The following is a 23,512-nucleotide window of genomic DNA, read 5'->3' as shown; positions in this document are numbered from 1 at the left end:
CAGCAAATAAAAGGGTTATCATTTTACCAGTGAAATAATTTTTGCCGGTGATACCGCCGGCCACAGTCCCCCTTGCATCGCGCTGAATCCCAAAGGTAATACCCGCGTCAGCATCTCTTGTGTATCAATACCGCTAATGATGATTGATTCGCAGCAGGGAGATAATTGCGCCAGAATAGCCCGCATAAACGGCTCAAACGAAATATGTGTAATCCGTTGTTGAACAAAGTTTTTATCCAGCACGACCCGTTTGAAAAGACCATCAAAAATTGCCCGCGTGGATATGCCCCCGGCACCGTAGTTTGTCAGTATTAATGGGAATCGCGCAGCCAGAGCCGCCAGCGTGGGATTTTCTTTGCCACTGTTTAACTCTGGATAACTTTCATTAATCGTCAGTTCAATAAATGAAAATCGTTCAACACGTGAAGCATATTCAGCGTCTGATAATAAAATATTAGCGACCGCTGGCGTTAAATTAATCCAGGCCGGAATTTTGCGTTGAATAAAAAAGTGTTGGCACGTTTCGATTAATTCCAACTTCTCGGCAAATAAGCGGCATTGCTCGTCGTCTGACATCCGGGGCATAACCAGCTCTGTTGGCATGTGTACGTCGCCATCCGGGCTGACAAAGTTTGTAACAATATCGACGAACTCAAGGTCACCTTTTTCACTTCGTGCAGGAAGAAAAGAGAACTCTGAATGATAAAGATAATCCAGTGAAACAATCATTGTGCCAGCCCCTCTGCATGGGTGTAATCCGGCATCCTGTAGCAAAGGATGGAAAAATACGTTGCTGCTGATACAAATTGAGGCCCTTTCATTTTTCCCTTTTTAGCCAGTAAATCGAATCCTTTTTTTTTAGCTTATCCTGATTATAAACGAATATCCAGCCTTGCACTTTTTAATATCTCGGGATAAATCATATTTTTAGCAAGATACGCTCTTAATGTTCAGGGTTATAGACCGACAAACAGCAGAAGTGAAAGTTGACATTTAAAATGCGGATGACGAGAAAGCCGCGAGCCGATCTCGTCACCCGCAATGATTAAATTCGGCGCGCCTGCCAAAAGTTTTTACGCCAGTAGACGTTATCCAGCGAAGAACGCATCACTCCGCGACTGGTTGAAGCATGGATAAATTGATTATTGGTATCGTAAATCCCGACATGCAGACCACTTTCACCGGAACCCGTTTTAAAGAAAACCAGATCGCCGGGTAGCAAATCATCTTTATCGATCTCAGTACCAATCTTTGATTGCGTACGCGTGTCGCGCGGGAGTTGCAGATCGAATTTGTCACGCATTGTCATCAACACAAATCCCGAACAATCCACCCCGCTACGGCTCATGCCGCCATAGCGATAGGGAGTACCATGCCAGGTTTGCAACTGATCGTTAAGACCTGCGATAACGGCGATAGAGTCCGACAGTCGGGCATTTGGCGCAGGAGCACGATGGCTGCTGCACCCCGCCAAAAACAATGCTGTGATGAAAAGGAGCCAAAAGCGCATTCAGGACGAATCCTCTGATTTTTATTTTTGTGTCAATTTAGCGTGGAAATTATGTGATTTTCAAGAACCCATTTAACTTAAGTGGTTGATATGAGCATTCTGTGGCCTTCAATATCCAGGCGACGGAAATTTACACCGTAGGCTAACGACAGATTGGCTGGCGTTAGCACCACATCACGCGCACCGCTCGCCAGCAGCTTTCCGCGCTTGAGCAACCACGCCTTGTGCGCATGGCGTAGCGTATGGTTAAGATCATGACTGCTCATCACAATGGCGATTCCCTGCAGACACAGCTGGCTCAACAATCTGTCCAGCGCGTTTTGTTGCGCCACGTCCAGGCTATTCATCGGCTCATCCAGCAACAAAAGTTGCCCATGCGGATTAGACTGGGGGCTCATTTGCAGGATGACGGCCGCCAGACGCACACGTTGCCATTCCCCCCCTGAAAGCTGATTAACACCACGTCCTAGTTTATCTCCCAGCCCAAGCGCATCAGCCACCTCCTGCAGCAGGTCTGTTCGCGCTTTATCAGGCTGATGCAGCGTCAGAAAATGCCAGACCGGCATCGCAAAAGGCGGATTTTGCTGTTGCGCAAGATAAGCACGATATTGCGCCAGCTTCGCTGCCGGCCAATCACCGAGCGGTGTATCACCAAAGGTGATGCACCCCTCTCCGGTCGTCAGCCCCGCCATTCGCGCCAACAACGTACTTTTCCCCGCGCCGTTGGGGCCCACTAAATGCAGGATCTCTCCTGCTTTAATTTCACCAGATAGCGGGCCGAGTCGGGTCGATTCCGCAACATCCTGTAGCAGCATTAATCGGGACATTAGTTGGCCAATGCAGTCTTTATAGCGTGTACAAGAACCGGGTCCTCAGGCGTCATATCAGGTGAATAACGCTGCAGCACCTGTCCATCCCGACCGACTAAGAACTTCTCGAAGTTCCACAGAATATCGTCCGGGTAGAGCGGTGCCCGGCCTTTACTCGCCATACGCGCATAAAATCCGCTATCTGCAGGTGCAACCGCAGTGGGTGCCGCATCAATCAGCTTCTGATACAACGGATGGCGGGCTTCGCCATTGACATCAATCTTACTGAACATCGGGAAGGTAACGCCCCAGGTTGTGCTGCAATACGTCTTAATCTCGTCTTCACTGCCGGGCTCCTGCCCCAGAAACTGGTTGCAGGGGAATCCCAGAACGGTGAAACCCTGCCCATGCCAGGTTTTCTGCAGGTTTTCCAGTTGCTCATACTGCGGCGTTAACCCACATTTTGAGGCTACGTTGACGATTAACAGTACATTTCCGGCATACGCCTGCAATGAGGTCGCCTCGCCGTCGATGGTTGTCACTTCCGTATTAAAAAGCGTGTTTTGCATAGCATCTCCAGAACAACAGGTGAATAGTGGGATGACCCTGTTCAGCTTTTAAGCATAGACCGAACCTGCGCTTTCTAGCGCGCAGCTTTTAACAATAACCAGATAAATACCGGTGCGCCCATCGTGGCCGTCACCACGCCAATGGGTAATTCAGCCGATGCCAGTACCAGACGTGCGACAACATCAGCAAACAGTAGTGCAATTGCCCCCGCCAGCGCACACCCAGGGAGTAAAACGCGGTGATCGGTTAATCCACACAGTCGCAGAATATGAGGGATTACCAGCCCGATAAAACCAATTGCCCCTGCCAGCGCCACGCTCACGCCAACCATCCATCCCGTGGCAACCACCAGCAAGTTGCGCCAGAACCATAAAGGCAGCCCCAGCTGGCGCGCGGAGGTTTCCCCCAGCGCCAGCATATTCATCGGCTGCGACTGACAGCAGATCCACACCAGCACCGGAATCAATGCCACCATGAGCCAGGCCTGATGCCAGTCTACGCCGCCGAAGCCCCCCATCATCCAGTACATCAACTGTCGAAGATCAAAAGAGGTGGAAAAATAGATAGCCCAGGTCATCAGCGCGCTGCAGATAATCCCCAGCGCCACGCCGGCCAACAGCAAACGACTGGTCGATAAATGTCGGCGGGCAAAACGAAGAAGAATGAGGGTGATAATCAGCGCGCCAGCAATGGCGCATAGGCCCAATGCCCAGCCGGGCAATCGCCCTTGCCCCAACAGCACAGCCGCAATAAGCCCTACCCCCGCGCCATTAGACACGCCGAGTAAACCAGGCTCCGCGAGCGGGTTTTCAAACAGCGCCTGCATCACCGCGCCAGCCAGGGCCAGTGCGGCGCCTACCAGCAATACGGCAAGTGTACGGGGCAGTCGAATTTGCCAGACGAACAGATCGCCGCGAGCGCTAAACCAATCGCCGGGAGCAATCCACTGTTCTCCAGCGCATAAACTTATCATGGTTGCCAGCAGCATCAGCACTGACAGAGACAGTATCCAGCGCACGTTTCGTCGCTGCTGTTGGTGGGCGAAAGTCAGCATGTTTTCCATTCTGCTGAAAAAAGATGGGGAGATTCTACGGTGCTGATTCAGTAGTGAAAAGGAAAAAGGCCGCATAGCGGCCTTTTTAGTTATACGCGTCATACTTTGCGTATCGTTAAATCACTCTTCTTTGGGCGTTGCGTTTTCAACCCGGCTTTTTAACTTCTGCCCGGGTCTGAAGGTCACCACGCGCCGTGCTGTAATGGGAATATCTTCGCCCGTTTTCGGGTTACGTCCCGGACGTTGATTCTTATCACGCAGATCGAAGTTACCAAAACCAGAGAGTTTTACCTGCTCACCGTTTTCCAGAGCACGACGGATCTCTTCGAAAAACAGCTCGACCAGTTCTTTGGCATCCCGCTTGCTAAGCCCAAGCTTATCAAACAGATATTCTGACATTTCAGCTTTTGTAAGCGCCATAGGTTCAATCCCTCAATGATGCCTGGAATCGCTCTTTTAATGCCTCTACACATTTGGCGACGGTAGCGGCAATCTCCTCTTCTTCAAGTGTACGGCTGGTATCCTGAAGGATCAGGCTGATAGCGAGGCTCTTATAACCCTCCGCAACACCCTTACCGCGGTACACGTCAAACAAGTTTACGCCAACTACCTGATTTACGCCAACTTTCTTACATTCGGATAAAATATCCGCTGCGGGAACGTTTTCTGCCACAACAACGGCGATGTCACGGCGGTTCGCCGGGAAGCGAGAAACTTCACGCGCCTGAGGCACCACGCGGTCTGCGAGCTTATTCCACTCCAGTTCGAACACCAGAGTGCGACCGTTCAGATCCAGTTTACGTTCCAGCTCAGGATGAACAACCCCAATGAAACCAATACGTTCACCTTTCAGATAAATCGCCGCAGACTGACCCGGATGCAGGGCTGGATTCGCTTCAGCTTTGAACTGGATGTCCGCCAGTTTGCCTGTCAGGTCGAGAACCGCTTCCAGATCGCCCTTCAGATCATAGAAATCAACCGTCTCTTTCGCCAGATTCCAGTGTTCATCATGACGGTTGCCGCAGATCACGCCCGCCAGCATCAGATCCTGACGGATCCCGAGGTTAGCCTGCGTATCCGGTACAAAACGCAAACCTGTTTCAAAAATACGCACACGGTTTTGCTGACGGTTTTGGTTATAAACCACCGTGGACAGCAAACCGGTCCACAGAGACAGACGCATTGCTGACATATCGATAGAGATTGGGCTTGGCAGCAGCAGCGCTTCTTCACCCGGATGCAGCAGCGACTGGACTTTCGGGTCGACGAAGCTGTAGGTAATAACTTCCTGGTAGCCTTTGTCATTCAGCATGGTTTTTACACGTTTCAGCGATAAATCCGCTTCTCGATGCTCACCCATGATAAGTCCTGCCTGAATTGGGGTATTCGGGATATTGTCGTAGCCGTATACGCGGGCGACTTCTTCGACCAGGTCTTCTTCGATTTCCATATCGAAACGCCAGCTCGGCGCGACAGCCTTCCACTCATCCTGCCCTTCCGTCACGTCACAACCCAGACGACGCAGAATGTCGCTCACCTGCTCATCCGCAATATGGTGTCCGATCAGACGATCCAGTTTGCTACGACGAAGCGTAATGGTTGCGCGTTTTGGCAGCGTGTCTTCGTTCGTCACGTCAATGACTGGACCCGCTTCGCCACCACAGATATCGATCAACAGGCGCGTTGCACGTTCCATGGCCTTATGTTGCAGAGCCGGATCAACACCACGCTCATAGCGGTGAGAAGCATCGGTGTGCAGACCGTGACGACGTGCGCGACCGGTAATAGACAGCGGGCTGAAGAATGCACATTCCAGCAGGACGTTTTGCGTTTCATCATTCACGCCGGAATGTTCGCCACCAAAGATGCCGCCCATCGCCAGCGCTTTGTTATGGTCCGCAATCACCAGCGTATCCGCATTCAGCTTCGCTTCGCTGCCATCCAGCAATACCAGGGTTTCACCCTCTTTTGCCATACGGACAACAATTCCGCCTTCAATGCGGTCTTTGTCGAATGCGTGCATCGGCTGGCCCAGTTCGAGCAGCACATAGTTAGTCACGTCAACCACGGCATCGATTGAACGAATACCGCAACGACGCAGTTTTTCTTTCATCCACAGCGGTGTCGGCGCTTTAACATTGATGCCTTTAACCACGCGGCCCAGATAGCGAGGGCAGGCTTCTACGGCTTCGACCTGAATCGGCAGGACGTCGCTAATGGTTGCCACTACAGGCGCGATTTCCGGCTCAACCAGCGGAGCTTTGTTCAGCACAGCAACATCACGTGCGACACCGATAATGCCTAAGCAGTCGGCGCGGTTCGGCGTGACGCTAATTTCGATAGTGTTGTCGTCAAGCTTCAGGTATTCACGGATATCGGTTCCAATTGGCGCATCGGCAGGCAGTTCGATAATCCCGTTATGATCGTCGGAAATACCCAGCTCAGAGAATGAGCACAGCATACCTTCAGACGGCTCACCGCGCAGTTTTGCGGCTTTGATTTTGAAATCGCCCGGCAGAACGGCACCCACGGTTGCCACGGCCACTTTCAGCCCCTGACGGCAGTTTGGCGCACCGCAGACGATATCCAGCAGACGGTCGCCGCCTACATTCACTTTGGTGACACGCAGTTTGTCAGCGTTCGGGTGCTGAGCGCACTCAACCACTTCGCCCACCACAACGCCGTTGAACGCGCCGGAAACAGGTTCCACACCGTCAACTTCCAGACCCGCCATCGTGATTTGGTTTGACAGCGCATCGCTATCAATCGCCGGGTTTACCCATTCGCGTAACCACAGTTCACTGAATTTCATTGTATTACCCTGCCTTTATTTAAACTGTTTGAGGAAACGCAGATCGTTTTCGAAGAAAGAACGCAGATCGGTAACGCCATAACGCAGCATGGTCAGACGCTCCATCCCCATTCCGAAGGCAAAACCGGAGTAGATTTCTGGATCGATACCGACGTTACGCAGCACGTTCGGGTGAACCATTCCGCAGCCCAGTACTTCCAGCCATTTTCCGTTTTTGCCCATGACGTCAACTTCCGCAGAAGGTTCAGTGAACGGGAAGTAAGAAGGACGGAAACGAACCTGCAGGTCTTCCTCAAAGAAGTTGCGCAGGAAATCGTGCAGCGTACCTTTCAGGTTGGTGAAGTTGATATTGGTATCAACGATCAGGCCTTCCATCTGATGGAACATCGGGGTGTGCGTCTGATCGTAGTCGTTACGATAAACGCGGCCCGGGGCGATAATACGGATCGGCGGCTGTTTTTCCTTCATGGTGCGGATCTGCACGCCGGAAGTCTGTGTGCGCAGCAGACGCGTTGCATCAAACCAGAAAGTGTCGTGGTCAGCGCGCGCCGGGTGATGGCCAGGAATGTTCAGCGCATCGAAGTTGTGATAGTCATCTTCGATTTCCGGACCAGTCGCCACGGTAAAGCCCAGCTCACCGAAGAAACTTTCAATACGGTCGATAGTACGCGTTACCGGGTGGAGTCCACCATTTTCGATACGGCGTCCCGGCAGGGAGATATCGATAGTTTCTTCAGCCAGGCGCGCGTTCAGCGCGGCACTTTCTAATTCGGCTTTACGCGCGTTCAGCGCTTGCTGTACCTGCTCTTTGGCTTCATTGATTACCGCACCTGCTGCCGGGCGCTCTTCCGGTGGCAGCTCGCGCAGGGTTGTCATCTGAAGGGTCAGGTGCCCTTTCTTGCCCAAATATTCGACGCGGACATTGTCTAACGCGGCAACATCTGAAGCCTGGTTAATGGCGGCCGTTGCACTGGCAACCAGCTCTGCGAGATGTGACATGGTTTTCCTCGTTATGTTGCGATATTCACTAGTCGCTCGTATATACGCAAAATCATTCAAGTTGTATCAACGCAGCAAAAGAGCGAATGCAGCCAATACAGAGACAACTTGAAGGATGACGCGTATAAAAAAAGCCTCCACCAGGGAGGCTTTTAGGCGCTGTTTTCCGTTTCTTCTTTCACGCGCAAGCCTCCTGATTTCAGGTGCTAAAGTAAAAGAAGAAGCGGAAAATAGCAGCATTCATGCTTGCGTTACCTTGTGTGGTAAAAACCGGACAACCTTTATTGAAAAGGCTTACGGATAAATTGTCAACTAATTGATTGCACTACAAATAAAAGAGAGGGAGCCAGGCTCCCTCTTTTCACCGGCTTATGCCAGAGCTGCTTTCGCTTTTTCGACCAGAGCGGTGAACGCTACTTTGTCGAATACTGCGATGTCAGCCAGGATCTTACGGTCGATTTCAACAGAGGCTTTTTTCAGGCCGTTGATGAATTTGCTGTAAGAAATACCGTTCTGACGTGCTGCTGCGTTGATACGCGCAATCCACAGTTGACGGAACTGACGCTTCTTCTGACGACGGTCACGATAAGCGTACTGACCAGCTTTGATAACAGCCTGGAAGGCAACGCGGTATACGCGAGAACGCGCACCGTAGTAGCCTTTAGCTTGTTTCAAAATTTTCTTGTGACGTGCACGGGCAACTACACCACGTTTTACGCGAGCCATATGTGCTCTCCTGTCTCTATATTCTTAGTAAAAAAATGAATTAAACGTTAACGGCTTATGCGTACGGCAGGCACGCGATAACCAGACCCAGATCGCCTTTAGACACGAGGCCTTTTGGACGCAGGTGACGTTTACGCTTAGTAGATTTTTTGGTCAGAATATGACGCAGGTTTGCGTGCTTACGCTTAAATCCACCACCACCGGTTTTTTTGAAACGCTTAGCAGCACCGCGTACGGTCTTAATTTTTGGCATTTTAATAACTTCCACTTCGCATTGTTAATAAACGAAACGTAGGCGAACAACGGCTGTGGAACCCGTAGGCTCCACAGACATTGCTACTTGAAGGCCTTACTGTTTCTTCTTAGGAGCGAGCACCATGATCATCTGGCGGCCTTCGATCTTCGTAGGGAAGGATTCGACTACTGCCAGTTCACTCAGATCGTCACGGACGCGGTTGAGCACTTCCATACCGATCTGTTGGTGGGCCATCTCACGACCGCGAAAACGCAGCGTGATCTTAGCCTTATCGCCATCTTCCAGAAAGCGTACCAGGCTGCGGAGTTTTACCTGGTAATCGCCATCGTCGGTGCCAGGACGGAATTTAATTTCCTTAACCTGGATAACTTTTTGCTTTTTCTTCTGTTCCTTAGAAGACTTACTCTTTTCATAAAGGAACTTGCCGTAGTCCATAATACGACAAACTGGCGGTTCGGCGTTAGGGCTGATTTCAACTAAATCTACTCCAGCTTCTTCAGCCTTTTCGATCGCTTCTCTCAGACTCACAATACCCAAAGCTTCGCCTTCCAGACCTGTTAAGCGAACTTCCAGGGCGCGAATCTCGCCATTGATACGATTCGGACGTGCCGTTTGAACTCGTTTTCCGCCTTTAATACCTTATTCCTCCAGTTGTTGAAGACTGCGGCTGCGAATCTCTTGTTGCAGCTTCTCAATCACTTCATTTACGTCCAGGCTGCCCAAGTCTTTGCCACGACGGGTGCGCACGGCAACTTTGCCTGCTTCTACCTCTTTGTCGCCACAGACCAACATGTAAGGGACACGACGTAAAGTGTGCTCGCGGATTTTAAAGCCTATCTTCTCATTTCTCAAGTCTGCTTTTACACGAATACCCGCATTTTGTAGTTTCTGCGTTAATTCGTTGACGTATTCAGACTGAGAATCGGTGATGTTCATGACCACAACCTGAACCGGCGCAAGCCAGGTCGGGAAGAAGCCAGCGAACTCTTCGGTCAGGATACCAATGAAACGTTCCATCGACCCAAGAATTGCGCGGTGAATCATAACCGGCACCTGGCGTTCGTTGTTTTCGCCAACATAAGAGGCGCTTAAACGGGACGGCAGAGAGAAGTCCAGCTGTACAGTACCGCACTGCCATGCACGATCGAGGCAGTCATACAGGGTAAATTCAATTTTCGGACCGTAGAATGCGCCCTCACCCAGTTGGAACTCAAACGGGATGTTGTTTTCTTCCAGCGCAACGGCCAGGTCAGCTTCAGCACGGTCCCACATTTCATCGCTACCGATACGTTTTTCGGGGCGAGTGGACAGTTTGACGACGATTTTCTCGAAGCCAAAGGTGCTGTACATATCGTAGACCATACGAATGCAGGCGTTAACTTCATCGCGAATCTGCTCTTCAGTACAGAAGATATGTGCATCATCCTGAGTAAAGCCACGTACACGCATCAGACCGTGCAGCGCACCTGACGGCTCGTTACGGTGACAGCTACCAAATTCAGCCATACGCAACGGCAGATCGCGATAGGATTTCAGACCCTGGTTAAAGATCTGCACGTGGCCCGGGCAGTTCATAGGTTTAATGCAGTACTCACGGTTCTCAGACGAGGTCGTGAACATTGCATCTTTGTAGTTGTCCCAGTGACCTGTTTTTTCCCACAGCACACGGTCCATCATGAACGGACCTTTAACTTCCTGGTACTGATATTCTTTCAGTTTCGAGCGAACAAAAACTTCCAACTCGCGGAAGATAGTCCAGCCATCGTTATGCCAGAACACCATACCCGGTGCTTCTTCCTGCATATGATACAGGTCAAGCTGCTTACCAATTTTGCGGTGGTCTCGCTTGGCCGCTTCTTCCAGGCGTTGCAGGTAGGCATTCAGGGCTTTTTTATCGGCCCATGCAGTACCATAAATACGCTGCAGCATCTTGTTATTGCTGTCGCCACGCCAGTATGCCCCTGCGGTCTTCATCAGTTTGAAGTGATGGCAGAAACGCATGTTCGGCACGTGCGGGCCACGGCACATATCGACATATTCTTCATGATGGTACAAGCCAGGCTTGTCATCATGGGCGATGTTTTCATCAAGAATAGAGACTTTATAGGTCTCGCCACGCTTCACGAAGGTTTCGCGCGCTTCGTACCAGCTGACTTTCTTCTTAATGACATCGTAGTTTTTCTCAGCGAGCTCGTGCATCCGCTTCTCGAGCGCGTCGACATCTTCCTGGGTTAACGTACGGTCAAGATCGATATCGTAGTAAAAACCGTTGTCAACAACCGGTCCGATCGCCATTTTGGTGTTCGGCCAAAGTTGTTTGATCGCATGCCCTAACAGGTGCGCACAAGAGTGACGAATGATCTCCAGACCTTCTTCATCTTTCGCGGTGATGATGGAGAGTTTCGCATCATGTTCAATCAGATCGGAAGCATCTACCAGCTCACCGTTAACACGGCCAGCAATAGTCGCTTTAGCCAGACCTGGACCGATGTCCAGCGCAACATCCATGGGGCTTACAGCGTGGTCGTAATGGCGTTGGCTGCCATCAGGAAGAGTAATAACAGGCATGTTATATCCTTATTTGCAGTGGTGCCCCACACGTAAGAGCACATACAAAGATTCAATATTTAAAATTATCAAAAAGGTCTGGGCTGATTCCCGCTTCACTCTGCGAAATATGTCACAGGTCACCTGACTGGTAACACTGGACCTACGCCCGTTTTTTGATAACACCGTTTGACAGTGTACACGGCATTAGGATGCGATCAAAGCAACAATCAACGTGCACTCTATGATGTAAATCAATTCACTGACACCCTGACGTCTTTGTTACACTTGTAGAAAGTCATTTCACCGGAGCAGGAAAAAACAATGCCAACAAACCGCTTTGCGAAGAAACACTGGAAGATGGTGGTGATCCTGCTGGTTATTTGTGCGGCAATGCTGATGCTGCGTTGGGCAGCAATGATCTGGGGTTAAAATACTGGCCGCTTTTCTGGTTCCGTTGTATTTATCAATTAAATCGAATTCATCTGAAAAATAGCGAGTTATCGATAAGCATTAAAAATAAAACACAGATTAACTTTTAAATAAACTTAACGTTAATAGATAAAAGCCGGGCCAATTATTTGGCCCGGTTTGTCATTACATACGATAGCCGAGCGAAAGCGTCGTGCGGCGATCGGTATGTTCCGGCGCGGTTGCCGGCGGTTCGGAGTTCCAGGTGACGTTGTACGCGACCTTCAATCCAAAGTGTTCGTTGATGGCAACGTTTAAGGCCGTTTCAGAGTTAAGCGTTGTATCATCTGCACCAAATACCGACACACCCTGCGTAAACTTGGTGTTGTCCGTCATCTGCCACGCATAAGCCCCGGACGCATAACCTAACGGTTGCGTTTCAGTGGTGCCATCAGTGTGCTCGTCATAACGTACACCAGGACCGAATTCAAAGCGGAAACTGTGTACCGGTCCATTAAGAAACTGGCGACCATAACCGGCCGTTAGCACGTCACGCTCACGGTATCCGTTATAACGGTCTGTTAACCAACTGGCCTGGCCAAAGAGATAGTCATAGTCAGTCATGTTGTAACGACTACGACCACCTACAGCATATTTCTCAGATGAACGCTCATCATTTGAGGAGGTGTTGCTGGCATTTCCCCACAGAGACCACGCCGTAGATTGACCATACCAGGTCATGGTGGTGTCGGCGGTTAAAGAAGAACTTTTTGTGTTGCCTGACTGGGCAAGATATCCCGCGTTCAGGTTACCTTCAAAGGGTTTTTTCGCGCTGGAAGGGTCATCCATGACAGTAAAAACGGAATCATCGGCGGCGGCATGCATTGACGCAAACACGCACCCCGTCAGCAATACTGCTGCGGGCACTGTCTTCAAAAGCTTCATTTATAAAGAGTCCGTACAACAAAAAAAGAGACCATAACGGTCTCGGAAACTTTCATGTGGATCAATGACAAAAGACCCTTGAAAGGTAACAAATTATAAAAAGACTCGAATAACATAGCAATAAATTCTTATTTCATTTTTTGAATAAGAGCGTTCCTAATCCTTTATTTTATTTATATATCTTTGGCACGAGAATTTTAAATAAAGCTGCGAGAAATCATGTTGTTAATTACTTCACTTTCGTGGCGTTAAGTGCCAGACTGGGGTCAGCCTAACAGGAGGTAAAGATGGTACGTATCTATACGTTAACACTTGCGCCCTCTCTCGATAGCGCAACAACCACTCCACAAATCTACCCCGAAGGTAAACTTCGCTGTACCTCACCAGTTTTTGAACCTGGCGGCGGAGGCATCAACGTCGCCCGCGCCATTGCACATCTTGGCGGAACTGCAACGGCCATCTTTCCGGTCGGTGGTGCGACCGGCGAGCACTTAGTTTCTTTACTTGCCGACGAAAATGTTCCCGTCTCGACTATCGAGGCTAAAGACTGGACCCGACAAAATCTCCATGTCCACGTCGAATCCAGCGGCGAGCAGTATCGTTTTGTCATGCCCGGTGCAGCGCTGACTGATGACGAATTCTACCAATTGCAGGATCAGGTACTGGAAATTGAATCGGGTGCGATACTGGTCATTAGCGGCAGTTTGCCGCCCGGTGTACAAATAGAAAAAATGACCCGGCTCATCACTACCGCACAAAAACAGGGGATCCGCTGTATTGTCGACAGCTCAGGCGAAGCACTGACGGCGGCGTTAGCCATCGGCAATATCGAACTGGTCAAACCCAACCTCAAAGAACTGAGTGCGCTGGTAAACCGCGAACTCACGCAACCCGATGATGTGCGCAAGGCCGCGCAGGAAATCGTACATAGTGGGAAAGCGCTTCGCGTTGTGGTCTCTCTTGGGCCACAAGGGGCGTTGGGCGTCAATCAAGAAACGTGCGTCCAGGTCGTCCCTCCGCCGGTGAAAAGTCAAAGCACCGTAGGCGCGGGCGACAGCATGGTCGGGGCCATGACGCTTAAACTGGCTGAGAATGCACCTTTTGAGGATATTGTCCGTTACGGCGTCGCCGCAGGTAGCGCAGCAACGCTCAATCAGGGTACGCGCCTGTGCTCTTTGGACGACACGCAAAAAATTTATTCGTATCTCACTCAGTAATGACACCGTCCCTCTTTTGAAGAGAAAGGGGATTCTCGCGTAAAACTGTCAGCATGGGTGTTATGCGACTATGATAAAAAATCACGTGATTACAAAGAAGTGAATCATGTGCAGTCAGACGTCTCCACAACGGTACGGGGTGAAGAAGAGCGACAAACATTAAGTGCCTTTCCAGCGATGACGCGTCCGTGGTGTGCGTCAGTTCGTGTTTTTTAACCGCATTCTTGCGCTAACCTTATGATCTGGCAGACAACATGGGGAGAGACATCATGTGGCAGGCTATCAGTCGTCTTTTAAGCGAGCAATTAGGTGAAGGCGAAATCGAACTCCGTAATGAACTGCCCGGCGGAGAGATTCACGCCGCATGGCATTTACGCTATGCGGGGAGAGATTTTTTCGTCAAATGCGATGTAAGAGAGCTGTTAACCGGCTTTACGGCAGAAGCCGATCAGCTGGAGCTACTTTCCCGCAGTCAAACTGTATCTGTACCGAAAGTCTGGGCAGTAGGCGCAGACAGAGATTACAGCTTTCTGGTGATGGATTTCCTCCCTCCCCGTCCGCTTGATGCGCATAACGCGTTTATTCTCGGACAACAACTTGCACATTTGCATGAATGGAGCGATCAACCACAGTTCGGCCTCGACTTCGATAATGCACTCTCCACTACGCCACAACCCAATGCCTGGCAGCGTCGCTGGTCAACCTTCTTCGCCGAGCAACGCATCGGCTGGCAACTGGAACTTGCGGCGGAAAAAGGCATTGCGTTTGGCAATATTGACGCCATTGTCGATCATGTTCAACAACGACTCTCCTCCCATCAGCCACAACCTTCTCTCCTGCACGGCGATTTGTGGTCGGCAAACTGTGCGCTCGGGCCGAATGGCCCCTACATCTTTGACCCCGCCTGTTACTGGGGTGACAGAGAGTGCGATCTGGCAATGTTGCCGTTACATACCGATCAACCGCCGCAGATTTATGACGGTTACCAGTCTGTCTCGCCGCTACCGTTAGATTTTCTCGACAGGCAGCCTATCTATCAGTTGTATACGTTGCTGAATCGGGCAATTCTGTTTGGCGGGCAGCACCTGGTGGTGGCGCAAAAAGCGATGGAAAGGTTACTGGCGGCTTAACGTATAAATAGCCCGAAGGCGGCTTTGCTTATCAGGCCTGACGCTTCACGTAGTCCAGGCCTGATAATATCGGACTTACAAAAATCCCAGTAATGAAAAGAAGAAATAGCCGATCACGATAACAATCACCGGCAAAATATAGAGCGGGAAGATTTGTAAAAAGATCGTATGATGTGGCACGACAATACGCGACTCAATTTGCTCACGCGATAACCCTTCACTGCCTTTTGCCTGTTCCAGAATCAACTGATCTTCAACGCCCTCGCGTAAAAAACGCGCCTGACGACTCATTCTGGCGCCAGAGTCCTGCAATGCCAGACCGATGAATATCAGAATGAAAATCAACCAAAAAACAAGATTAAGTCCGGTCTGAAAATCCGGTGTCGGCGAGTTATACCAAAACAGATTGAGAAACGGTGTATTCACCCGCATCATGTCGATCATCACGTGGGCAAAATCGAGCATTACCTCATTAATCCCTTCCTGCTTTTCGCTGTGCGCGTACATAAACTTCAGTACTGAAACCAGTGTTGAAATCAGCGCCGGGATGAAAATCACCCATCCCAGCAACCTTTTCAAGACAGCAATGCGTCCAGCTTGTTGATACGTCATGAGTTCCCCTTGATAAAGACGTGTCATTTTGGCCTAAGTTTACCCGTTGATAACCGTTTTCGCCTGATCTTTAAAGGCGGTATACTGCCAAATTAGCCATAATGAACGCTTAGAGCTCGTTCTGGTGGGCTCTTAATCCCTGTTATCACCCTAAAGGAGAGGTTGTGATGCCAACCCCGCGTCAAATTCTTGCTGCAATTTTCGATATGGATGGATTACTGGTCGATTCAGAACCGCTTTGGGATCAGGCCGAACTGGATGTGATTGCAAGTTTAGGCGTAGATATCACCCGCCGCCATGAACTTCCCGACACGCTTGGTTTACGTATCGATATGGTTGTTGATCTTTGGTTTGCGCAGCAACCGTGGAACGGTCCCTCACGTCAGGAGGTCACCGAGCGCATCATCACCCGGGCCATTGCGTTAGTGGAAGAAACAAAACCGCTGCTGCCGGGTGTGCGTGAAGCCGTGGCGTTGTGCAAATCTCAGGGAATCAAAGTAGGACTGGCATCCGCTTCGCCGCTGCATATGCTGGAAAAAGTGCTGACCATGTTTGATCTGCGCAACTACTTCGACGCGCTGGCTTCTGCAGAAAAACTGCCTTACAGCAAACCGCACCCGCAGGTTTACCTCGATTGTGCGGCGAAACTGGGCATTGACCCTATAAACTGCGTTGCGCTGGAAGACTCGGTAAATGGCATGATTGCTTCAAAAGCCGCCCGTATGCGTTCCATCGTCGTACCAGCGCATGAGAATCAGGACGATCCTCGCTTCGTTCTTGCCGATGTCAAATTAACCTCACTCACCGAACTCACTGCCGTTCATCTGCGCGGCTAATCCTGTAACGGGCAATGATCGTATTGCCCGCCCTCTCAGATTTTTTATTTTTAAAACATCGTTTCACTTTTAATTGTGTTTCTGTTTAACCTCTCCTATCCTTGCCCTATAGAGCAAGCGTTAATGACATAAATAGTTGAGGTAAACATGATTCAGGAAGCTTTTCGTCTCGAAGGTAAAGTAGCCATCGTCACTGGATGTGACACCGGCCTTGGGCAGGGTATGGCAGTGGCGCTGGCTGAAGCGGGCTGCGATGTAGTCGGCGTGAATCGTAAAATACCACATGAAACCGCAGAGAAAATTAACGCCCTCGGTCGGCGTTTTATGGCCATTCAGGCCGACCTCAGCCAACAAGAGGCGCTGTCTGGCATAGTGACCCAAACTGTGGCCACGTTTGGCCGGGTCGATATTCTGGTCAACAATGCGGGAACCATACGTCGTCAGGATGCGCTGGATTTTAGTGAAAAAGACTGGGATGACGTGATGAATCTGAATCTCAAATCCGTTTTTTTCCTGTCACAGGCAGTGGCGCGCCAGTTTCTGGTTCAGGGCAACGGCGGAAAAATCATTAACATTGCCTCAATGCTCTCTTTTCAGGGCGGAATCCGCGTTCCTTCCTACACCGCATCAAAAAGTGGCGTGCCTGGAATCACCCGCTTACTGGCTAATGAGTGGGCGGCTCAGGGAATTAATGTCAATGCCATCGCACCCGGTTATATGGCGACAAACAATACGCAGCAGCTGCGCGAAGACAGTACGCGTAATCAGCAAATTGTCGATCGCATTCCCGCAGGGCGCTGGGGAACACCGGATGACTTGCAAGGCCCGGTCGTTTTTCTCGCCAGCCAGGCTTCTGACTATATCAATGGTTACACGCTTGCCGTGGACGGCGGTTGGTTGGCGCGTTAATCGTGCATTTGTGACAAAGGGTTACAACGTCACCTCTTCCGCCTACTGTATAAAACCCCTATACTGTATGAATTGACAGTTCATTGGGTTTTATCATGACGGCGGAAGGCCACCTTCTTTTTTCTATTGCCTGTGCGGTATTTGCCAAAAATGCCGAGCTGACGCCCGTTCTTGCTCAGGGTGATTGGTGGCATATTGTACCTTCGGCCATTTTAACCTGCCTGCTACCCGATATCGATCACCCGAAATCCCTGCTCGGGCAGCGGCTGAAGTGGATATCAAAGCCTATTGCCCGGGCATTTGGCCATCGCGGGTTTACTCACAGCCTGCTGGCCGTCTTTGCCCTGCTGGCCACGTTTTATCTGAAAGTTCCGGATAGCTGGATAATCCCGGCCGATGCCTTACAAGGTATGGTTCTCGGTTATCTCAGTCACATTCTGGCTGACATGCTGACTCCGGCAGGCGTTCCCCTGCTTTGGCCCTGCCGCTGGCGTTTTCGTCTGCCCATCCTCGTGCCGCAAAAAGGCAACCAACTGGAACGGTTCCTGTGCATGGCGCTGTTTGCCTGGGCTATCTGGATGCCGCAGACCGTACAAGAGAACAGCGCGGTACGCTGGTCATCACAGATGATTAATACGCTGCAAATGCAGTTTAATCGTTTTATAACGCACCAGGTTGACTAATAAATCGGCCAAAATGTCATTTTAGGTATAAACAATTCCATTTGAATATAAGAGGCAAGTCACAGTTCTGCTAATCTTGCGCCAACAGAATCACCATTGCATGGTGATACGCATAATAAGATCAGGAGAACGGGGATGAACTTTCCATTAATCGCGAACATTATCGTGTTCGTAGTACTGCTGTTCGTGCTGGCGCAAGCCCGCCACAAACAGTGGAGTCTGGCCAAAAAAGTACTGGTCGGTCTGGTCATGGGCGTGGTGTTTGGTCTCGCCCTGCATACCATTTATGGCTCCGACAGCCAGGTTCTTAAAGATTCCGTACAGTGGTTCAACATTGTCGGCAACGGTTATGTCCAGTTGCTGCAGATGATTGTCATGCCGCTGGTATTTGCGTCTATTCTCAGCGCCGTTGCGCGTCTGCACAACGCCTCTCAGTTAGGTAAAATCAGCTTCCTGACCATCGGCACGCTGCTGTTTACTACGCTGATTGCCGCACTGGTCGGGGTTCTGGTAACCAACCTGTTCGGCCTGACCGCCGAAGGCCTGGTGCAAGGTGGTGCCGAGACTGCACGTCTGAACGCTATTGAAGCCAACTATGTTGGCAAAGTGGCTGACCTCAGCGTTCCGCAGCTGGTACTGTCGTTTATCCCGAAAAACCCGTTTGCCGATCTGACCGGTGCTAACCCGACGTCGATTATCAGCGTGGTCATCTTTGCTGCATTCCTCGGTGTTGCCGCACTGAAGCTGTTGAAAGATGATGCGCCAAAAGGCGAGCGCGTATTAACGGCTATCGATACCCTGCAAAGCTGGGTGATGAAGCTGGTTCGTCTGGTGATGCAGTTGACGCCGTATGGTGTTCTGGCGCTGATGACCAAAGTGGTTGCCGGTTCCAACCTGCAGGACATCATTAAGCTGGGTAGCTTCGTCGTTGCTTCGTATCTCGGCCTGGGCATTATGTTCGTCGTACACGGCATCCTGCTGGGTATTAACGGCGTTAGCCCACTGAAATACTTCCGCAAAGTCTGGCCAGTACTGACTTTCGCCTTCACCAGCCGTTCCAGTGCCGCTTCTATTCCACTGAACGTTGAAGCGCAAACCCGCCGTCTGGGCGTCCCTGAGTCCATCGCCAGCTTTGCCGCCTCTTTTGGTGCAACGATTGGTCAAAACGGTTGTGCGGGTCTGTATCCGGCGATGCTGGCCGTGATGGTGGCACCAACTGTCGGCATTAACCCGCTGGACCCAATGTGGATTGCCACGCTGGTGGGTATCGTGACCGTCAGTTCAGCAGGAGTTGCGGGTGTGGGCGGCGGCGCGACCTTCGCGGCACTGATCGTACTGCCTGCCATGGGTCTGCCGGTCACACTGGTTGCTCTGTTGATCTCAGTTGAACCGCTGATCGATATGGGGCGTACTGCATTGAACGTTAGCGGTTCCATGACCGCTGGTACGCTGACCAGCCAATGGCTGAAACAGACCGATAAATCGATTCTGGACAGCGACGATCACGCCGAACTGGCGCATCGCTAAAAGCCTGTCTGCGCAAAACAAAAAACCGCCAGTGAGTTATGCTCCGGCGGTTTTTTTATATCCGATTAATCGCTCAGTTCGTTTTCCTGGCGAATCTGGTTAGCCCAGCGCTGGGCCGACTCCGGAACCGTAAATGCAGGCGAACGCTGAAATGCCTCCCCCATTAAGACAAAAGCGACATATTTTCCGCGCAGTATCCATACGTCACGAAACGCATCCATTTTCACCGCATGCTCTGGCGGAGCGGGCTCCACGCGAGGAACATAGCTGATGACCGGACGATTTTGTTGGCGAAGAGGTTTCATAATCAGTTGCTTCACTAAAGACAAATTCTAAAAATCTGAAAAACGCTATCTTAGCTGATTTTACCCCTGGACGGTGCAAAAACAGTGAATTCGTGAAGTGGGTGGCGATAATGGGGGGAACAGATAAGTTGCAGCAAACATCAATGACGCAGACAAAAAAATGCGGCGCACCGACGCGCCGCCAACTCAGGAATTAAACGTTCAGAAAACTGCCAAGACGATAACCGCGCTCCGCAATAGCGTATTTCAATGACGAAGACGTCAGTACGTCAAGCTCAGTTAAGCGGGGGTAACAGTAGGCACTTTGTCGAATGATGTCATCGATAAACGCCGGATGACACATCACTTCCAGCGAGGACTCTCCCCGGTCTGCGGACGCGTCCAGCGTCTGCAAAAACAGGGCCTCAGAAATCGCGTCGCCATAAAACTCACTGCTAAATCCCTGGGAGGTACGCAACGTTTCCGGTAAATCGGACGCCTGGAACACCGTCTGCCGATCGATCCGCAACGCAACGCCTCTCTCCGCGGCAAAACTGGCGACAATTGGGAAAATCTGCGGGAACATATGCACGTGGTGATGACTATCCAGATGCGTCGGCCCCCGCCCGAACAGGTCAATAAAACGCTGATACTGTGCAGCCAGCTCTCGAGAAATCTCTTCCAGCGGCAACGTTTCTTCCTCTGCCATCTGCCAGATCCATTTCCCTAACACACCGTCACGCGTCAGACCCGGCATAGCCGTTAACGGTTTGCCGAGCGTCAGGACAAAGTGCATCCCAACGGCAAGCTCCGGTATATCGCGACTAAGCTGTACCGCATGCTCTATCGCCTCGCCATTCACCAGGGCCGTGGTTGAGGTGACAATGCCATTGCGACAGGCTTCAACAATGCCGTAGTTTTGTCCTTTGCTCAGGCCAAAATCATCCGCATTCACAATCAGTACGCGTTCCATAGCCAACCTCAGTTAGTGTTGTTCGCTTTTAAGTTTCTCGATGCATCCGGCGAAATTTGGCAGCCATTTTTCATGCGCCAGAATCAGCTCACGGGCAAGAATTTCAGCATCAGTGTCGGAATGCACCAGCGGGCTCAGGTTCAACGCCAGCAGCACATCATTCAACTCGCCGCTCAGTGCTGCGTTGCTCGCCGCCACTTCAAAACTTTTAATGGTATAGATAAGCCCCAGAACCTTTTCATCGAAATGGGTGATACGTGGGTGCGGAGTTGCACCATTGCGCCCCAGCGTGCAGGTCATCTCAACGGCCCAGTCCGCAGGAATATTATCAACATGGCCATGATGAGGAATGTTGACGTAATGTTCGGTCTGTTTGTCGTTGTAGATAGCATTGATGACTTCACACGCGGCATCAGAGTAATAAGCCCCGCCACGCTGTTCCAGCTCTTTCGGCTTAACATTCAACTCAGGATTTTTATACAGATCAAACAGTTGCTTTTCTACTTTCTGTACCACCTGTGCGCGTGCACCACCTTTGTAATATTCGCCCATTTCAATCGCCAGCATCTCTTTTGGCTTGAAGTAGTACAGCAAATACGAGCACGGCAGCAGCCTCAGTGAACGAATCAGCCCTTCACTGAACGGCAGATCGAAGATGTTCTTCACGCCAGAGGCTTTCAACTGACCCGACGCAACGCCGTCCAGCAGTTCATCAAAGCGTGACACACCGTTGACCAGAACATCCTTAATGAAGACCATATGGTTCAGACCAAACAGATCGATGGATAAGTCATCGCTCTCTTTCAGCGCCAGCACGTCGCTGATGAACATTTTCATGCCGATCGGAATATTACATACCCCGATGAATTTCTTGAAATTCGTATGGCGATAAACCGCCTCAGTCACCATCCCGGCTGGGTTAGTGAAGTTGATCACCCACGCATTCGGGCACAGTTCTTCCACATCTTTCACAATATCAAAGATAACCGGAATGGTACGCAGGCCTTTGAACAGCCCGCCAGCGCCGTTGGTTTCCTGCCCCAGATACCCGTGGCTCAGCGGAATGCGTTCATCCTTTTCACGGGCTTGCAGTTGCCCAACCCGCAACTGGGTAGTAACGAAATCAGCATCTTTCAGCGCTTCGCGGCGATCCAGCGTTTTATACACTTTCATCGGGACGCCAGCTTTATCAATCATGCGCTGGCAGAGGTCAAAAATAATGTCCAGCTTCTCTTTACCACCGTCGACATCCACCAGCCACAATTCAGAGACCGGTAATTCATGATAACGCTTAATAAAGCCTTCAAGTAATTCAGGGGTGTAGCTGCTCCCGCCACCGATAGTGACGACTTTTAATTTCTGGCTCATAATTTCTCCCTTCAGTGTAAAAACACTGACACGTATTATGCTCAACCCATTCGTCAGGTATAGCGTGGCAGTCCCGGCGCTATTTTGGGCAAGCTATAAAAATTGGTTATTGGTAAATAAAATTTACTGATTAAATTCCGTTAATTTCTTACGATAGCTATTTGGTGTAAACGACGTCAGCTTTTTAAACGTTTTAATAAACAAGCTCGGACTACTGTAACCAGACTCATAGGCAATATCAGTTACAGAATAGTTAGTCATTTCCAGCTGTTTTTTAGCAAAATTAATGCGGATTTCATTAATAATCTGCATTGGCGTTTTACTGTAATAACGCTGGGTTGCACGGGTCAGATACTCCTGGGATTTTGCGGACAGGTGTACCATATTTTCCAGCGCATTTTCGCTGAACTGCCTTTTGTCATGCATGCTTTCCACGGTAGTTTTAAGCCATTGTGGAATATCATCCAGCACCTGCTCTTCCCGATGATGGCGTAACCGATTAATAATATAGAAGGTGACCACTTCTACAAATTCATCCAGTCCACTTTCACGAAAGTTCAGTGATGCTATAACCGTTTCGATGTAGGTAAGAAACGAGCTGTTCGCCCGATACACCTGCGATGCGACAAAACAAAATGGCAGCAACGGGTGGTAGTGCTGTTCAAAAAAACGTTTACTGATACCAACGTTAAGAATTCGCGTCGCGCCGAAATCATAGAAACTTTGGTGATGCGATCCCAACGGGATAAAGACAAAGTCTCCGCGCTCAAGCAGTACACGCTTACCGTTGATTTCCTGATAGTAACGTCCAGTTAATACAAGGGTAAATTCGTAGTAATCATGCTGATGCAGCCCACTGATGCTCTCAGTTTTGTTATAGATGAACACATGAAAATTTTTGCCATTAAAAAGCTGCTGCTCATAGACGGTTTTAATTTCCGGTGCGTTAATCTGTAGCTGCATTCTGCACTCCTCGCTATTTCAGCTTCTCGTGAAGCTCAATCAGTTCTGTCACCAGTTCACGTGCCAGCATCGACGTCATCAGGTGGTCCTGTGCATGGACCAGTACCAGGCTGACTTTCATTTTACCTTCACCCTGATCGCCTTCAATCAGTTTGGTCTGGACAAGGTGTGCTTCGTTCAGCGCCATGCGAGACTGTTCCATCATGGTCTTCGCTGACTCAAAATCACCCTGTTTGGCCATTTTGAGCGCGCCATACGCCAGGCTACGCGCCTGACCCGAGTTGATGATGAGCCCCATCACCACTTCTTCAAGCTCTTCTGCTTCTGACTGCGTGTCGACGATGTTCTCGATATCCAACATACTTTTTTCC

Annotated in this window: 27 protein-coding genes and 1 other annotated feature; of the genes, 7 read left to right on the top strand and 20 right to left on the bottom strand. The window is 50.4% G+C overall.

Features of this window, described 5'->3' with window-relative positions:
• Positions 1-18 precede the first annotated feature (18 nt).
• The 13 genes from FDX24_RS06885 to thrS all read right to left on the bottom strand — a co-directional run bounded on the left by FDX24_RS06885 (position 19) and on the right by thrS (position 11,304).
• A complete protein-coding gene (locus tag FDX24_RS06885) occupies positions 19-729 on the bottom strand; it encodes an EAL domain-containing protein (RefSeq protein ID WP_061067789.1) in 711 nt (236 codons plus the stop codon).
• A gap of 316 nt (positions 730-1,045) precedes the next feature.
• The gene (locus FDX24_RS06880) at positions 1,046-1,510 is read right to left on the bottom strand and encodes an NlpC/P60 family protein (protein WP_003832591.1); all 465 of its coding nucleotides are present in this window, start codon (positions 1,508-1,510) and stop codon (positions 1,046-1,048) included.
• Positions 1,511-1,587: 77 nt separating this feature from the next.
• Positions 1,588-2,337: a vitamin B12 ABC transporter ATP-binding protein BtuD gene (btuD, locus tag FDX24_RS06875; protein ID WP_061067788.1), complete on the bottom strand. Its 750-nt coding sequence runs from the start codon at positions 2,335-2,337 to the stop codon at positions 1,588-1,590.
• Complete coding sequence (locus FDX24_RS06870; protein ID WP_048211871.1) at positions 2,337-2,888, bottom strand: glutathione peroxidase; 552 nt, start codon at positions 2,886-2,888, stop codon at positions 2,337-2,339. Before FDX24_RS06870 ends, btuD begins: the two co-directional genes overlap by 1 nt.
• Positions 2,889-2,962: 74 nt before the next feature.
• Positions 2,963-3,943 carry a vitamin B12 ABC transporter permease BtuC gene (gene btuC, locus FDX24_RS06865; protein ID WP_101741707.1) on the bottom strand — a complete coding sequence of 327 codons (981 nt, stop codon included), beginning with the start codon at positions 3,941-3,943 and terminating at the stop codon, positions 2,963-2,965.
• 120 nt (positions 3,944-4,063) lie between these two features.
• A complete protein-coding gene (gene ihfA / locus FDX24_RS06860; protein ID WP_003030571.1) occupies positions 4,064-4,363 on the bottom strand; it encodes an integration host factor subunit alpha in 300 nt (99 codons plus the stop codon).
• A 4-nt stretch (positions 4,364-4,367) separates the two neighbouring features.
• Positions 4,368-6,755: a phenylalanine--tRNA ligase subunit beta gene (gene pheT / locus FDX24_RS06855; RefSeq protein WP_137364041.1), complete on the bottom strand. Its 2,388-nt coding sequence runs from the start codon at positions 6,753-6,755 to the stop codon at positions 4,368-4,370.
• Between the two features lie 15 nt (positions 6,756-6,770).
• Positions 6,771-7,754 (bottom strand): phenylalanine--tRNA ligase subunit alpha, encoded by a 984-nt coding sequence (gene pheS / locus FDX24_RS06850; protein WP_003832580.1) that lies wholly within the window; start codon positions 7,752-7,754, stop codon positions 6,771-6,773.
• 124 nt (positions 7,755-7,878) lie between these two features.
• Positions 7,879-8,003, bottom strand: a sequence feature (Phe leader region).
• Complete coding sequence (pheM, locus tag FDX24_RS23420) at positions 7,954-7,998, bottom strand: pheST operon leader peptide PheM (protein ID WP_001386830.1); 45 nt, start codon at positions 7,996-7,998, stop codon at positions 7,954-7,956. Its footprint overlaps the feature before it by 45 nt.
• A 120-nt stretch (positions 8,004-8,123) precedes the next feature.
• Complete coding sequence (rplT, locus tag FDX24_RS06840; RefSeq protein WP_003030578.1) at positions 8,124-8,480, bottom strand: 50S ribosomal protein L20; 357 nt, start codon at positions 8,478-8,480, stop codon at positions 8,124-8,126.
• 55 nt (positions 8,481-8,535) lie between these two features.
• A complete protein-coding gene (gene rpmI / locus FDX24_RS06835; protein WP_003030583.1) occupies positions 8,536-8,733 on the bottom strand; it encodes a 50S ribosomal protein L35 in 198 nt (65 codons plus the stop codon).
• A gap of 96 nt (positions 8,734-8,829) precedes the next feature.
• The gene (gene infC / locus FDX24_RS06830; RefSeq protein ID WP_048997935.1) at positions 8,830-9,372 is read right to left on the bottom strand and encodes a translation initiation factor IF-3; all 543 of its coding nucleotides are present in this window, start codon (positions 9,370-9,372) and stop codon (positions 8,830-8,832) included.
• A 3-nt stretch (positions 9,373-9,375) separates the two neighbouring features.
• The gene (gene thrS / locus FDX24_RS06825; protein WP_040233697.1) at positions 9,376-11,304 is read right to left on the bottom strand and encodes a threonine--tRNA ligase; all 1,929 of its coding nucleotides are present in this window, start codon (positions 11,302-11,304) and stop codon (positions 9,376-9,378) included.
• Between the two features lie 303 nt (positions 11,305-11,607).
• Here thrS and yniD point away from each other — a divergent pair, with 303 nt between their 5' ends.
• Positions 11,608-11,715 carry a small membrane protein YniD gene (yniD, locus tag FDX24_RS06820; protein ID WP_003030590.1) on the top strand — a complete coding sequence of 36 codons (108 nt, stop codon included), beginning with the start codon at positions 11,608-11,610 and terminating at the stop codon, positions 11,713-11,715.
• Between the two features lie 165 nt (positions 11,716-11,880).
• Here yniD and FDX24_RS06815 read toward each other — a convergent pair whose 3' ends face one another.
• A complete protein-coding gene (locus FDX24_RS06815; RefSeq protein ID WP_048211874.1) occupies positions 11,881-12,639 on the bottom strand; it encodes a YdiY family protein in 759 nt (252 codons plus the stop codon).
• Between the two features lie 287 nt (positions 12,640-12,926).
• Between FDX24_RS06815 and pfkB the strand changes: the two genes are divergently transcribed.
• Both pfkB and FDX24_RS06805 read left to right on the top strand, forming a co-directional pair.
• On the top strand, positions 12,927-13,856 hold the full coding sequence (gene pfkB, locus FDX24_RS06810) for a 6-phosphofructokinase II (RefSeq protein WP_061067786.1): 930 nt from the start codon (positions 12,927-12,929) through the stop codon (positions 13,854-13,856).
• A gap of 269 nt (positions 13,857-14,125) precedes the next feature.
• Entirely contained in the window at positions 14,126-14,986 is an 861-nt protein-coding gene (locus FDX24_RS06805; protein WP_137364101.1) for a fructosamine kinase family protein, read from the top strand.
• A gap of 75 nt (positions 14,987-15,061) precedes the next feature.
• Here FDX24_RS06805 and FDX24_RS06800 read toward each other — a convergent pair whose 3' ends face one another.
• Positions 15,062-15,598 carry a YniB family protein gene (locus FDX24_RS06800; protein WP_137364040.1) on the bottom strand — a complete coding sequence of 179 codons (537 nt, stop codon included), beginning with the start codon at positions 15,596-15,598 and terminating at the stop codon, positions 15,062-15,064.
• Between the two features lie 167 nt (positions 15,599-15,765).
• Here FDX24_RS06800 and hxpB point away from each other — a divergent pair, with 167 nt between their 5' ends.
• The 4 genes from hxpB to tcyP all read left to right on the top strand — a co-directional run bounded on the left by hxpB (position 15,766) and on the right by tcyP (position 19,553).
• Positions 15,766-16,434, top strand: a complete 669-nt coding sequence (hxpB, locus tag FDX24_RS06795) for a hexitol phosphatase HxpB (protein ID WP_137364039.1) — start codon at positions 15,766-15,768, stop codon at positions 16,432-16,434.
• A gap of 147 nt (positions 16,435-16,581) precedes the next feature.
• On the top strand, positions 16,582-17,343 hold the full coding sequence (gene kduD, locus FDX24_RS06790; RefSeq protein WP_137364038.1) for a 2-dehydro-3-deoxy-D-gluconate 5-dehydrogenase KduD: 762 nt from the start codon (positions 16,582-16,584) through the stop codon (positions 17,341-17,343).
• An 83-nt stretch (positions 17,344-17,426) separates the two neighbouring features.
• Positions 17,427-18,026, top strand: coding sequence for a metal-dependent hydrolase (locus tag FDX24_RS06785; protein ID WP_086523651.1), 600 nt, complete (start codon positions 17,427-17,429; stop codon positions 18,024-18,026).
• Positions 18,027-18,161: 135 nt separating this feature from the next.
• Positions 18,162-19,553, top strand: a complete 1,392-nt coding sequence (gene tcyP / locus FDX24_RS06780) for a cystine/sulfocysteine:cation symporter (RefSeq protein ID WP_061067781.1) — start codon at positions 18,162-18,164, stop codon at positions 19,551-19,553.
• A gap of 65 nt (positions 19,554-19,618) precedes the next feature.
• Here the strand turns inward: tcyP and cedA are convergent, their stop codons facing one another.
• The 5 genes from cedA to chbA form a co-directional block, all read right to left on the bottom strand.
• Positions 19,619-19,882, bottom strand: a complete 264-nt coding sequence (gene cedA, locus FDX24_RS06775) for a cell division activator CedA (RefSeq protein ID WP_071887334.1) — start codon at positions 19,880-19,882, stop codon at positions 19,619-19,621.
• A gap of 169 nt (positions 19,883-20,051) precedes the next feature.
• Positions 20,052-20,810 carry a chitin disaccharide deacetylase gene (chbG, locus tag FDX24_RS06770; protein ID WP_048211883.1) on the bottom strand — a complete coding sequence of 253 codons (759 nt, stop codon included), beginning with the start codon at positions 20,808-20,810 and terminating at the stop codon, positions 20,052-20,054.
• Between the two features lie 12 nt (positions 20,811-20,822).
• On the bottom strand, positions 20,823-22,178 hold the full coding sequence (locus tag FDX24_RS06765) for a 6-phospho-beta-glucosidase (RefSeq protein ID WP_137364037.1): 1,356 nt from the start codon (positions 22,176-22,178) through the stop codon (positions 20,823-20,825).
• A 123-nt stretch (positions 22,179-22,301) separates the two neighbouring features.
• Positions 22,302-23,141 carry a transcriptional regulator ChbR gene (chbR, locus tag FDX24_RS06760; protein WP_005120798.1) on the bottom strand — a complete coding sequence of 280 codons (840 nt, stop codon included), beginning with the start codon at positions 23,139-23,141 and terminating at the stop codon, positions 22,302-22,304.
• Positions 23,142-23,154: 13 nt separating this feature from the next.
• The gene (gene chbA / locus FDX24_RS06755) at positions 23,155-23,502 is read right to left on the bottom strand and encodes a PTS N,N'-diacetylchitobiose transporter subunit IIA (RefSeq protein ID WP_101741716.1); all 348 of its coding nucleotides are present in this window, start codon (positions 23,500-23,502) and stop codon (positions 23,155-23,157) included.
• Positions 23,503-23,512: the final 10 nt, after the last annotated feature.

The organism is Citrobacter sp. wls716, from assembly GCF_005280975.1.
GTDB lineage: Bacteria > Pseudomonadota > Gammaproteobacteria > Enterobacterales > Enterobacteriaceae > Citrobacter > Citrobacter youngae.
Note: the sequence above shows the minus strand (reverse complement) of the source record. Positions and strands in the feature narration are given on the sequence as shown.

Bases quoted from the DNA above. Each gene is read 5' to 3' on its own strand.
- FDX24_RS06885 (WP_061067789.1), bottom strand. From the start codon at position 729: ATGATTGTTTCACTGGATTATCTTTATCATTCAGAGTTCTCTTTTCTT.
- FDX24_RS06880 (WP_003832591.1), bottom strand. From the start codon at position 1,510: ATGCGCTTTTGGCTCCTTTTCATCACAGCATTGTTTTTGGCGGGGTGC.
- btuD (WP_061067788.1), bottom strand. From the start codon at position 2,337: ATGTCCCGATTAATGCTGCTACAGGATGTTGCGGAATCGACCCGACTC.
- FDX24_RS06870 (WP_048211871.1), bottom strand. From the start codon at position 2,888: ATGCAAAACACGCTTTTTAATACGGAAGTGACAACCATCGACGGCGAG.
- btuC (WP_101741707.1), bottom strand. From the start codon at position 3,943: ATGCTGACTTTCGCCCACCAACAGCAGCGACGAAACGTGCGCTGGATA.
- ihfA (WP_003030571.1), bottom strand. From the start codon at position 4,363: ATGGCGCTTACAAAAGCTGAAATGTCAGAATATCTGTTTGATAAGCTT.
- pheT (WP_137364041.1), bottom strand. From the start codon at position 6,755: ATGAAATTCAGTGAACTGTGGTTACGCGAATGGGTAAACCCGGCGATT.
- pheS (WP_003832580.1), bottom strand. From the start codon at position 7,754: ATGTCACATCTCGCAGAGCTGGTTGCCAGTGCAACGGCCGCCATTAAC.
- rplT (WP_003030578.1), bottom strand. From the start codon at position 8,480: ATGGCTCGCGTAAAACGTGGTGTAGTTGCCCGTGCACGTCACAAGAAA.
- rpmI (WP_003030583.1), bottom strand. From the start codon at position 8,733: ATGCCAAAAATTAAGACCGTACGCGGTGCTGCTAAGCGTTTCAAAAAA.
- thrS (WP_040233697.1), bottom strand. From the start codon at position 11,304: ATGCCTGTTATTACTCTTCCTGATGGCAGCCAACGCCATTACGACCAC.
- yniD (WP_003030590.1), top strand. From the start codon at position 11,608: ATGCCAACAAACCGCTTTGCGAAGAAACACTGGAAGATGGTGGTGATC.
- FDX24_RS06815 (WP_048211874.1), bottom strand. From the start codon at position 12,639: ATGAAGCTTTTGAAGACAGTGCCCGCAGCAGTATTGCTGACGGGGTGC.
- pfkB (WP_061067786.1), top strand. From the start codon at position 12,927: ATGGTACGTATCTATACGTTAACACTTGCGCCCTCTCTCGATAGCGCA.
- FDX24_RS06805 (WP_137364101.1), top strand. From the start codon at position 14,126: ATGTGGCAGGCTATCAGTCGTCTTTTAAGCGAGCAATTAGGTGAAGGC.
- FDX24_RS06800 (WP_137364040.1), bottom strand. From the start codon at position 15,598: ATGACGTATCAACAAGCTGGACGCATTGCTGTCTTGAAAAGGTTGCTG.
- hxpB (WP_137364039.1), top strand. From the start codon at position 15,766: ATGCCAACCCCGCGTCAAATTCTTGCTGCAATTTTCGATATGGATGGA.
- kduD (WP_137364038.1), top strand. From the start codon at position 16,582: ATGATTCAGGAAGCTTTTCGTCTCGAAGGTAAAGTAGCCATCGTCACT.
- tcyP (WP_061067781.1), top strand. From the start codon at position 18,162: ATGAACTTTCCATTAATCGCGAACATTATCGTGTTCGTAGTACTGCTG.
- chbG (WP_048211883.1), bottom strand. From the start codon at position 20,810: ATGGAACGCGTACTGATTGTGAATGCGGATGATTTTGGCCTGAGCAAA.
- FDX24_RS06765 (WP_137364037.1), bottom strand. From the start codon at position 22,178: ATGAGCCAGAAATTAAAAGTCGTCACTATCGGTGGCGGGAGCAGCTAC.
- chbR (WP_005120798.1), bottom strand. From the start codon at position 23,141: ATGCAGCTACAGATTAACGCACCGGAAATTAAAACCGTCTATGAGCAG.
- chbA (WP_101741716.1), bottom strand. From the start codon at position 23,502: ATGTTGGATATCGAGAACATCGTCGACACGCAGTCAGAAGCAGAAGAG.